We start from the raw sequence: 8,144 nt of genomic DNA on the forward strand, positions 1-8,144 counted from the left end.
CGGCCGCGTCGGCGCCGTCCGCGAGAGCGGCGTCGAACGCGTCGGCGGCCGGGCCGAGGGCGTCGTACATCGTCTTGTCGCCGAGTTCGGCCTTGCCGCGCGCCACGATGCCCTCGACCCCGGCCCGCAGAACCGCGCCGAGCGCGGCGGGGTCGAGCTCGGTCGCGTCACCGGCGGCGGTGCCGGCGCGGAGGAAGAAGGTCCCGTAGAGCGGTCCGCTCGCCCCGCCGACCGACGTCACCAGCGTCATGCCGACCTTCTTGAAGAGGGCTGCGACCCCATCGGGCGGCGGCTCGAGCGCGGCCATCACGGCGTCCATGCCGCGCACCAGGTTGGAGCCGTGGTCGGCGTCGCCGATCGCCGAGTCGAGCTCGGTCAGGTGGGCGCCGTGCTCGTGGACGGCGTCACGGAACGCGGCGAGCCAGGCGACGAGCCGGTCCTGGGTGACGGTGTCGGCCATCCGGTCAGACCCCCCAGCGCAGGCCGGAGGTGTCCACGGGGGCGTCCCACAGGCGCAGCAGCTCGTCGTCGGCGCTGAGCACCGTGAGCGAGGCGCCCGCCATGTCGAGCGAGGTGATGTGGTTGCCGACCAGGCGCCGGACCACCTGCACGCCGGCGTCGGCCAGCAGCATCGCCACCTCGCCGTAGAGCACGTAGAGCTCGATGAGCGGAGTGCCACCCATGCCGTTGAGCATGACGATCGCGGGCGCACCGGTGAAGTCGCGGTCGGCCAGGACCGGCTCGACGAGCATCGCCGCCACCTCGGACGCCGGCGCCAACGGGACCCGGCGGCGGCCGGGCTCGCCATGGATCCCGACCCCGACCTCCATCTGGTCCTCGGGCAGGTCGAAGGTCGGCTTGCCGGCCGCGGGCACGGTGCAGCTGGTCAGGGCGATGCCCATGGACCGGCCGCCGTCGTTGACGCGCTGGGCGAGCGCGACCACGGCGTCGAGGTCCTGGCCCTCCTCGGCGGCCGCGCCGACGATCTTCTCGAGCAGCACGGTCAGGCCCACCCCGCGGCGGCCGGCCGTGTAGGTCGAGTCCTGGACGGCGACGTCGTCGGCGGTCACGACGGTCTCGACGCGGACGCCGGCGTCGGCGGCCGCGAGCTCACCGGCCATCTCGAAGTTCATCACGTCACCGGTGTAGTTCTTCACGATGTGGAGGACGCCGGCGCCGCGGTCGACGGCCGTGGTCGCCTCGACCATCTGGTCGGGGGTCGGCGAGGTGAAGACCTCGCCGGCGCAGGCCGCGTCGAGCATGCCCGGACCGACGAACCCGCCGTGGAGCGGCTCGTGGCCCGACCCGCCGCCCGAGATGATCGCGACCTTGCCGTCCTGCTTGGGCTCCGCGCGATAGATGACGCGGTGCTGGTGGTCGACCCGGAGCTCGGGGTGGGCCGCCTCGATCCCCCGCAGGGCGTCGGCCAAGACGTTGGCCGGTTCGTTGATGAGCTTCTTCATGTCTCGGTCCTCCGAAGTCTGGCGTCGACGTCGTCGGCGCTGCCATGTCTCCCTACGGCCAACGAACCGGAACCTGCGGTCCGCCGCAACCCCTGTCCACGTGCTCGCACTCGGAGGCAGCGAGGCGGATTGCAAGTTCCTGCATCGCACGAAGGAGAGGCCGCACGATCATGGCCCCGCAGCGCCTCGGCGCGGGAAGGTTGACGGGTTCCCGGTCTAGACCGGAGGGATCCTCCGCGGAGCGGGACACCCAGGCACCCGGACTCGGCCGGGTGCCCACGACCGTGAGGGCCCTCCATGTCTCAGCACCGTTCACGCTCCCTGCTCGCCGGACTCGCCGCGCTCGCCGTGGCCAGCGCGGTCGGCGTCCTCGCGCCGTCCGGCGCGGTCGCCGCCGTCCCGACCGGAGACTTCGGTGCCGCCGTCGAGCAGGAGGTCGAGCAGGAGGTCGAGCAGGAGTGCTTCGAGCCCGGCGCCGACATCGCGACCGCCGCGCGTGGCGGCCAGGCCCACGACCACCGGTCGGTCACCGCGGCCGAGCAGCGCCGCATCGACGCCCGGACCGACGCGATCCTGGCGAAGCAGACGGCGCGCCAGCTGGCACGCGCCGAGGCCCGGGCGGCGTCGATCCCGGTCTACGTCCACGTGATGGCCGGCAGCGGCGGCGAGGGCGACGTCACCGACGCCGCGATCGCCCAGCAGGTCGCCGTCCTCAACGCGTCGTACGCCGGACTCAACGGCGCCACCGCGGCCGACACCGGCTTCACGTTCGCCCTGGCCGGCACCGACCGCTACTACAACGACACCTGGCACGGCGACGGCGCCACGACGTCCTACCGCGCGCAGACCCGCCTGGGCGGCTCCGACGCCCTCAACATCTGGCTGGTCGACTTCGACTACCTCGGCGTCGCCACGTTCCCGTGGGACTACGCGAGCGACCCCGAGATCGACGGCATCCGGGTGCAGTACAGCTCGCTGCCGGGCGGTGTCGCGCCCTTCGACCTCGGGGAGACCGCGACCCACGAGGCCGGGCACTGGCTCGGGCTCTACCACACGTTCCAGGGCGCCTGCTCGACCACCAACGACGGCGTGAGCGACACCCCGGCGCAGTCCTCGCCGACCAGCGGCTGCCCCGAGGGCGCCGACACCTGCGCCGCCGCCGGCCTCGACCCGATCCACAACTACATGGACTACTCCGACGACGCCTGCTACACCGAGTTCACGGGCGGCCAGAGCACCCGGATGTCGGAGATGTTCGCCGCCTACCGCGGCTGACACCGGCCCGCGCCGCACGGCGCCACCGAACCGGGACCTTCCTGCAGGTCCGTGCACCGTTCTGCAGGTTTCTGCATTGCAGACTTGTGATGGATTCCGTCCATGTCGCGGGTGGCCTGCTGTGTTGCAGACTTCTGCACGAAGGGTGTCCCCCCGGTCCGCCGGTCCCTTCAACCTTGGCCTCTGTCCCAGGCCATCAGCGGTCCGCGTACTCGTCCCTCCGGGGAGCATCTCGGGAGTTCCCCGGAGGATGAGTTCGCGGACCGCTCTGTTTTTCGGAGCGGGGCCGGCGGTGGCGGATTCCCCGGTCGGCCGGGGATTCCGACCGTTGTCAGGGGTTGCAACCCCTGACAAGGGTCGGTTCTCCCTGACCGGTCGGCCGTCCGGTCGCGCTCAGCGCCCCGGGAACGCCCGGGGCCCGCCGCCCAGCGCCAGCTCGCGCAGGGCGGAGTCGAGGACCGCGTCGATCGCCCAGCCACGCTGGTCGCCGGTGGCGCTGGCCACGAGGTAGCCGTACGTCGCCCCGCAGGCCTGCTCCACGGCGAGCGCCGCCGCGGCGATCGAGGCCGGGTCGTCGGGGCGCACCGCCGGCAGGTCGTACGACGCCGCGGCCGCCACCGGGTCGCCACCGGCCCCGCGCACGAGGTCCACGAGCAGGTCGCGCCGGCCGCGGTGGGTCGTGTAGGAGTCGCGCAGGGCGTCGTAGAGGTCGGGGCTGCCCGACTGCGAGGTCTGCCCGCCGAGGTAGCCGACGACGAACATCGCGGCGTGCTCGCCGGCGAGGGTCGCCTGGAGGGCGTCGAGGTAGGTCATCGCCGGCTCACAGGGTCGTCCGCAGCTGGGCCACGCCGGCGGCCATCGACGCGAGGGTCTGGGCCAGGGCGCCGCTCGCGACCGACGTGGCGGCTCCGACGAGCACGCGCTGCAGGCGCGCCTCGCCGCGGTCGACCCGCGCCATGGCCTGGGCCGGGGTCTCGCCGGGGTCGGAGACCCGGCCGGTGGTGCGCGGCAGGTCGCCGAGCTCGTCGGCGTGCGTCTGGTGCAGGGCCTCGATTGGACGGAGCCGGCCCGCGAGGTCGCGGTGGGCGCGGATGTTGGCGCGCGCCGTCCGGTGGGCGAGCGCGATCGCCGCGAGCACCTCGCTCACGACGGCCGCGTCGTCGACGGCCGTCGGAACCTCGGCCGGCGCGGTGGCCGTCGCCCCCGACGAGGAAGAGGAGGAGGACGGCCCGCTCGTCGGCGTGATCGTGGGGTCGTCCGAGGTCGGGTCGAGGGAGCCGAGCGAGCACCCGGCGGTGCCGAGCACGGCCGCTCCGACGGTGCCACCCAGCAGGGCCCGTCGGCTGAGGACGGGCAGGCGGGACGGCACCGGGCGACGATATCCGGTCGGGTGCCGGAGATGCCCTAAGGTAGGTGGGCGCCACCCGCACGTCGCCACCCGCACGTCGCCACGAGCCACAGCCCCACGGCACCACAACTCAGCAGCACAACTGCACAGGAGGTCCAGATGTCCGCGCCCGAGGCGTTGACCAGCGCTATCGAGTCAGCGCTCACCGACCCCCTGGCCGAGATCGGTCTCGACCTCGAGGCCGTCGAGGTGAGCACCGCCGGCAAGCGTCGCGTCGTCCGCGTCGCCGTCGACCAGGACGGTGGCGTGACCATGGACGACGTCGCCGAGGCGACCCGCCTCGTCGGCGACGTCCTCGACACCGACCTGTCGACCGCCCTGGGCCACCTGCCCTACACGCTCGAGGTCACCTCACGTGGCGTCGACCGCCCGCTCGTCCTGCCGCGCCACTGGCGCCGCAACACCGACCGCCTGGTCAAGGTGACCCTCGCCGGTGACGTCACCGTCACCGGTCGCGTCACCGACAGCGACGACACCAGCGTCGGGCTCGACGTCGACGGCACCGCCCGTCGGGTCGCCTACGCCGACGTCATCAAGGCGCTCGTGCAGATCGAGTTCAACCGCAAGCCGGCCGCGGACCTCGCTGAGGACCCGGCCGAGAGTCACGAGGGAGACGACGACTGATGGACATCGACCTGAACATCCTCCGACAGCTGGAGCGCGAGAAGGAGATCAAGTTCGACGTCCTCGTCGAGGCGATCGAGCAGGCGCTGCTGACGGCCTACCAGAAGTCGCCGGGCGCGATCGACGAGGCGCGCGTGATCCTCGACCGCAAGACCGGGCACGTCCTGGTGATGGCGCCCGAGGTCGACGAGGACGGCGCCAAGATCGGCGAGTTCGACGACACCCCGGCCGGCTTCGGCCGGATCGCCGCGACGACGGCCAAGCAGATCATGATGCAGCGGCTGCGCGACGCCGAGGACGAGATCAAGTACGGCGAGTTCTCCGGCAAGGAGGGCGACCTCATCTCCGGCGTGATCCAGCAGGGTCGCAACCCCGATGACGTGCTCGTCGACCTCGGCAAGATCGAGGGCCTGCTCCCGGTCAGCGAGCGGGTGCCCGGCGAGTCCTACAGCCACGGCACCCGGATCCGGTGCCTGGTGCTGTCGGTCCGCAAGGGCATGCGCGGCCCCCAGATCACCCTGACCCGGTCGCACCCCAACCTGGTCAAGAAGCTCTTCGCCCTCGAGGTGCCCGAGATCGCCTCCGGCCAGGTCGAGATCGCCGCGATCGCCCGCGAGGCCGGTCACCGCACCAAGATCGCGGTCAAGACCGACGCCCCCGGCATCAACCCCAAGGGTGCCTGCATCGGCCCGATGGGCCAGCGGGTCCGCGCGGTCATGCACGCACTCAACGAGGAGAAGATCGACATCGTCGACTGGTCCGAGGACCCGGCGAAGTTCGTCGCCCACGCGCTCTCGCCCGCCCAGGTGACCAGCGTCGAGGTCGTCGACCTCGCCGCCCGCTCGGCCCGCGTCGTCGTGCCGTCGTTCCAGCTCTCGCTCGCGATCGGCAAGGAGGGCCAGAACGCCCGCCTCGCCGCCCGCCTCACCGGCTGGCGCATCGACATCCACGGCGACGAGGAGGAGCCGGCCCGGTCGTGACGCTCCACGTCGTCGGCGACGGACCCACCGGCGTGCTCGTCCTCGCGGGGTCGAGCGGCCGGGTCGAGGTCGACCGCTGCGACGTGCTGGCGGGGCTGGGTGGGGTCGTCGCGGCGTCCTACCGCTGGTTCGGCGAGTCCGTCGACCTCGTCCCGCTCGAGTCCTTCGACGAGCCGCTCGCCCTGCTGCACGAGCGCTGCGAGCGGCTCGTCGTGCTGGGCACGTCGCGCGGCGCCGAGGCCGCCCTGCTCCTCGGAGCGCGGCACGCCGAGGTCGACGCGGTGGTCGCCCTCGCACCCACCGACGTGGTCTGGGCGTCGCTCGCCAGCGAGCGCCCGCAGCGCTCGTCGTGGACCAGCGGGGGAGAGCCGCTGCCGTTCGTCCCCTACGACGACGACTGGGCGCCGGATCCCGGCGCGACGGGCCCGCCGGCGTTCCTGGGTCTCTACGAGCACTGCCTCGAGGCCTACGCCGACCGCGTGCCGGCCGCCCGGCTGCCGGTCGAGCGCATCACCGGCGAGGTGGTGCTGGCGGCCGGCGAGGACGACCGGCTCTGGCCGGCGTGCGACTTCGCCGACGCGGTCGTCGCGCGCCGCGAGGCCGCCGGTCTCGCGACCACCCTGGTGACCCACCCCGACGCCGGGCACCGCGTGGTGCTCCCCGGCGAGACGCCGGTCGCCGCCCCGCCGGTGCGGGCCTACGGCGGCAGCGACGAGGCCGACGCCGCCCTCGGCGCGCTGCTCCGGCCCCACCTGCTCCGGGTGCTCGGGCTCAGCCCCACACCCGGCTGACGCGCAGCTCCGGCACGAGGTCGTCGTCATCGCCCACGGACCACTCCGGGAAGTCGAAGACGGCGAGCATCAGCTGCAGCGGATAGACCGGCGGCCGGGCGCACCGGCGCACGACCTGGCCGTCGACGCTGAACACGGCCTGCTCGACGTCCCACTCGACGGCGTAGTCGTGCGGCTCGGTGACGTCGACCCGCACCCGCGGCGCCGCGAAGTCCTGGGCGAGCGCCGGGTCGCGGAACGCCTTCACGCCGACGCCCACCTCGGCCGACCCGGGCCCGAGGTCCTTGCCGAAGATCTCGAAGACGCACAGCTCGCCGCAGCGCAGCTGCTCGTCGTCGTCCTCGAACCCGCTCAGCCACAGCGCCGCCATCGAGCGCGGCGAGAGGGTCATCGCCGCCTCGATCGCGACCAGGCCGCCGCCCTCGCCGGAGGGCAGCCAGCCCTCGAACCACGGCTGCTCCTCGCGCACCACCTGACCCTCGCGGAAGCGCTGCTGGCCGCGCGTCGACCCGACCGGCCCCGACCAGCTGCCCGACTGCAGCCCCGAGACCCGCAGCGGCGGCACGTGGTCGCCCGCGCACCACACCGGGTGGTCCACCGGGACGTCGAGGACCAGCGCCCCGCCCTCCAGCCGGTACGACGCCGCGCTGGCCGCACGCGACGACCAGGCGGGCAGGTAGTGCGGGAGCCACCTGTCCCGGTCGAGCGTCGCGCCGTCGAAGCGGAGGTCGGTCACGACCCGATCCTGCCGACCCGTCGGCCCGCTGTCACGGGTGCTGGCGATCCGCCTGCCGTCCCTCCTGCCAGCGCGCTCGGTGACGCATTCGGTGATGCGGGGAGGGGCCGCTAGACTGTGCTTGGTGGTTCACCAGTCGTCTCCCCCTGTGCTCGCGGGTCCTGTCCGTACGTGCATCGGGTGTCGCCGGCGGGCCGCCAAGCGCGAGTTGTTGCGGGTGACCGCCGGCTCGGACGCAGACGGCCGCCCGGCCGTGGTGCCCGATCCGACAGCCACCGCACCCGGTCGGGGGGCGCACCTGCATCCCACGACCGAGTGTTACGACCTCGCGGTGCGCCGGAGGGCGTTCGGGCGGGCCCTGCGGTCCGACCCCGGCCTCCCCAGCGCCCCGGTGAGCGACTACCTCACGACCCGCGCGCCCCACGGATGACGACCAGGAACTGGAGCAGCAGCTCATGAGCTCTCGATGAAGACTTCCCGATGAGTTTGCACCACCACTAGGTCCGATCACCGCACACGCGGGTCGGGCCACGAAGGAGAATTGTGGCTAAGACCCGCGTACACGAGCTCGCCAAGGAGTTCGGCGTCGAGAGCAAGTTCGTTCTCGAGAAGTTCAAGGAGATGGGCGAGTTCGTCAAGTCGGCGAGCTCCACCGTCGAGCTCCCTGCGGAGATGCGTTTCCGCAAGGAGGTGGGGGAGTCGCTCAAGGCGGCCGCCCCTGCTGAGAAGCCCGCCGAGAAGGCGGCCACCCCGGCCACCGCGGGTGCGACGACGGGTGCCAAGCCCGGCGCCCGCCCCGGTCCCAAGCCGGGCCCGAAGGCAAAGCCGGCCCCCGAGCCGGAGCCCGCCCCGGCCCCGGTCGTGCAG

The 8,144-nt window shown here is 73.1% G+C and carries 11 protein-coding genes; 6 read left to right on the forward strand and 5 right to left on the reverse strand.

The window, feature by feature from the left end; genetic code table 11:
- Positions 1-460: dihydroxyacetone kinase subunit DhaL (dhaL, locus tag Q7T52_RS04820; RefSeq protein WP_304799925.1), on the reverse strand; the 460-nt coding region annotated here is incomplete at its 3' end.
- A 4-nt stretch (positions 461-464) separates the two neighbouring features.
- Positions 465-1,463: a dihydroxyacetone kinase subunit DhaK gene (gene dhaK / locus Q7T52_RS04825; protein ID WP_304799927.1), complete on the reverse strand. Its 999-nt coding sequence runs from the start codon at positions 1,461-1,463 to the stop codon at positions 465-467.
- A gap of 297 nt (positions 1,464-1,760) precedes the next feature.
- Here dhaK and Q7T52_RS04830 point away from each other — a divergent pair, with 297 nt between their 5' ends.
- Entirely contained in the window at positions 1,761-2,738 is a 978-nt protein-coding gene (locus Q7T52_RS04830; protein WP_304799929.1) for a zinc metalloprotease, read from the forward strand.
- A 393-nt stretch (positions 2,739-3,131) separates the two neighbouring features.
- On the opposite strand, the gene Q7T52_RS04835 is transcribed toward Q7T52_RS04830, so the two are convergent.
- Both Q7T52_RS04835 and Q7T52_RS04840 read right to left on the reverse strand, forming a co-directional pair.
- Positions 3,132-3,551 carry a ferritin-like domain-containing protein gene (locus Q7T52_RS04835; RefSeq protein ID WP_304799930.1) on the reverse strand — a complete coding sequence of 140 codons (420 nt, stop codon included), beginning with the start codon at positions 3,549-3,551 and terminating at the stop codon, positions 3,132-3,134.
- Positions 3,552-3,558: 7 nt separating this feature from the next.
- On the reverse strand, positions 3,559-4,107 hold the full coding sequence (locus tag Q7T52_RS04840; protein ID WP_304799932.1) for a hypothetical protein: 549 nt from the start codon (positions 4,105-4,107) through the stop codon (positions 3,559-3,561).
- Positions 4,108-4,245: 138 nt separating this feature from the next.
- Here Q7T52_RS04840 and rimP point away from each other — a divergent pair, with 138 nt between their 5' ends.
- The 3 genes from rimP to Q7T52_RS04855 are packed head-to-tail and all read left to right on the forward strand — an operon-like array spanning position 4,246 to position 6,541.
- Positions 4,246-4,770 carry a ribosome maturation factor RimP gene (gene rimP / locus Q7T52_RS04845; protein ID WP_304799934.1) on the forward strand — a complete coding sequence of 175 codons (525 nt, stop codon included), beginning with the start codon at positions 4,246-4,248 and terminating at the stop codon, positions 4,768-4,770.
- Positions 4,770-5,750: a transcription termination factor NusA gene (gene nusA, locus Q7T52_RS04850; protein WP_304799936.1), complete on the forward strand. Its 981-nt coding sequence runs from the start codon at positions 4,770-4,772 to the stop codon at positions 5,748-5,750. The genes rimP and nusA overlap by 1 nt, the downstream gene beginning before the upstream one ends.
- Positions 5,747-6,541 (forward strand): acyl-CoA thioester hydrolase/BAAT C-terminal domain-containing protein, encoded by a 795-nt coding sequence (locus tag Q7T52_RS04855; RefSeq protein WP_304799938.1) that lies wholly within the window; start codon positions 5,747-5,749, stop codon positions 6,539-6,541. The genes nusA and Q7T52_RS04855 overlap by 4 nt, the downstream gene beginning before the upstream one ends.
- On the opposite strand, the gene Q7T52_RS04860 is transcribed toward Q7T52_RS04855, so the two are convergent.
- Positions 6,522-7,277, reverse strand: a complete 756-nt coding sequence (locus tag Q7T52_RS04860) for a glycoside hydrolase family 16 protein (RefSeq protein ID WP_304799940.1) — start codon at positions 7,275-7,277, stop codon at positions 6,522-6,524. The two genes, Q7T52_RS04855 and Q7T52_RS04860, sit on opposite strands and share 20 nt — an antisense overlap.
- Positions 7,278-7,371: 94 nt before the next feature.
- Between Q7T52_RS04860 and Q7T52_RS04865 the strand changes: the two genes are divergently transcribed.
- A complete protein-coding gene (locus tag Q7T52_RS04865) occupies positions 7,372-7,707 on the forward strand; it encodes a YlxR family protein (protein ID WP_304799943.1) in 336 nt (111 codons plus the stop codon).
- A 113-nt stretch (positions 7,708-7,820) separates the two neighbouring features.
- Positions 7,821-8,144 (forward strand): translation initiation factor IF-2 N-terminal domain-containing protein (locus Q7T52_RS04870; RefSeq protein WP_304799941.1); only part of this gene is annotated, 324 nt, incomplete at its 3' end.

It is taken from the genome of Nocardioides sp. (assembly GCF_030655615.1).
Classification (GTDB): Bacteria; Actinomycetota; Actinomycetes; order Propionibacteriales; family Nocardioidaceae; genus Nocardioides.